Annotated in this window: 1 protein-coding gene; it reads right to left on the reverse strand. The window is 48.6% G+C overall.

Annotated elements, in window-relative coordinates; all coding sequences use genetic code 11:
- Positions 1-34: 34 nt before the first annotated feature.
- Entirely contained in the window at positions 35-1,072 is a 1,038-nt protein-coding gene (locus WKT05_RS10530; RefSeq protein ID WP_340414055.1) for an LCP family protein, read from the reverse strand.
- Positions 1,073-1,744: the final 672 nt, after the last annotated feature.

Below are 1,744 nucleotides of genomic sequence, written 5' to 3' on the forward strand. Positions count from 1 at the left end.
AAAGTTCCCGCCGTCGCGAGAACTTCCGTTGGTTTTATGATTCATTTGTCGATTCGCCGCTGTTTTCGGCTTCCGCTTTTTCTTGATTAGCTTTCTTTTGTTCTTGGATTTCTTCGTAGTAGCCGATTTTTCCTTCGGCGAAGCGACGCACTTGTTCTCTCGCCGAGGCTTGATTGACGATGTAGTAATCGACGCTTCCGATGCGCTTGTTGTCGCCGACTAAGGTGTCGGTTTGAATGTTTTCTCTATCCATATCAAGGCCCATTTTCGCCAGGTAGGCGATTTGTCCGTAGGACAGGTTCGTTTCGATGTTGTCCAGGGCGATATCGATGAGCTCGGGGATTTTTAAAATCATCATGGGACGTTTTAATTTATCGAAGAGCTGCATCATAAAGCGCTGTTGCACTTGAATGCGGTCGATGTCTTGATCTTCGTAGATCTTTCGTATGCGAAGGTAGCGCACGGCATTGGCGCCGTCGAGCTTCTGTTTGCCTTTTTTAAAGTCGATATGCAGATTGGGCACCACATAGGTGTCTTCGTAGCTATAGTCGAAGGGAATGTCCACTTCGATGCCGCCTACGGCATCTACTAAGCGTTCCACGGCTTTGTAATCCACCGTGGCGTAATAGTCGATTTTCACGTCGAGGAAATCTTCCACTGTTTCTTCCGCCAACTTTTCTCCGCCATAGGCGTAGGCGTGACCGAGCTTGGTCTTGCCTTGATGGCCCCTGATGCTGACGTAGGTGTCGCGGGGCAGGGAAAGAAGTTGGGCCCGCTTGGTGACGGGATCGATGGTGACGAGCATGACTACGTCGCTACGGGTGGGGTTGCCTTCTTCCGTCATGTCCGTCGTCGCCGTCTTGTCGATGCCGAAAAGCAGGATGTGAAGGGGATCGTCGCCGGTGAAGGGATTGGTGGTATCCAATTTGTTGATCCTTTTCGTCGCCTCTTCCCGCGACGGCTCGTGGTTTCTCTTTGTGATCGGTCGATCGACCAACTCGTAGCCCAACGCCAGGGCTCCGGACAAGACGGCAATTAATAGCGCCGCCACTAAGATTTTCAATACTCTCATTTAACACCTCTTTTTAGTCTTTTATTATCTTACCGAAACAGATCGGCCTTGGCAATATGAGATGATGTAGTTTTTTCTACGTTTTTCTTTCACACATTTGTTTCTATTCATTGTTCCGAGATACTCACATAGTGGATGTGGCGATCCATTTTTGTCTTGCTATAATTATATCTTCGCGATTCTTTCCGGGGGAGGGAAAAAGCACCTTCGCCTAACTCAAAATCTTTTTTCGGCGAAGAAGCCCAATACAAATCGAAGCCCGGCAGGGCTTCGCACATTAGAAAAGCGTTAGGGTGGAGGGGGATGGGGTCCAGGGGAAGGGCCAGAGGGCGTACAACTATACATCCGTTTCGTGAAGGCTTCGCCTCCCCGAAACGGTGTAAGACTGCATCTGACCTTCCAACGACTCGCGACCCTCGTCGGGATAGGTCATGAAATCGCAACGCCCTAGGCCCTTCCCCTGGTCTCAGAGCCATGTAGGAATCGATTTTTAAAGATGAATCGATAAACCCGTTTGTCTCGTCTATCCGTTTACATAAGAATGAACTGTTACCATAAAAAGAGTCAGGGGTCTGTTCCCCGCCGAGAAATATGTATTTTTAAATAGAGAAAGGACGTGTTTCCACGTCCTCTCGCTATTTGTTTTTTTGTTATTCGACAATTTTGGATACT

It is taken from the genome of Peptoniphilus sp. HCN-40583, from assembly GCF_037892835.1.
In the GTDB taxonomy this organism is placed as follows: Bacteria; Bacillota; Clostridia; order Tissierellales; family Peptoniphilaceae; genus Aedoeadaptatus; species Aedoeadaptatus rachelemmaiella.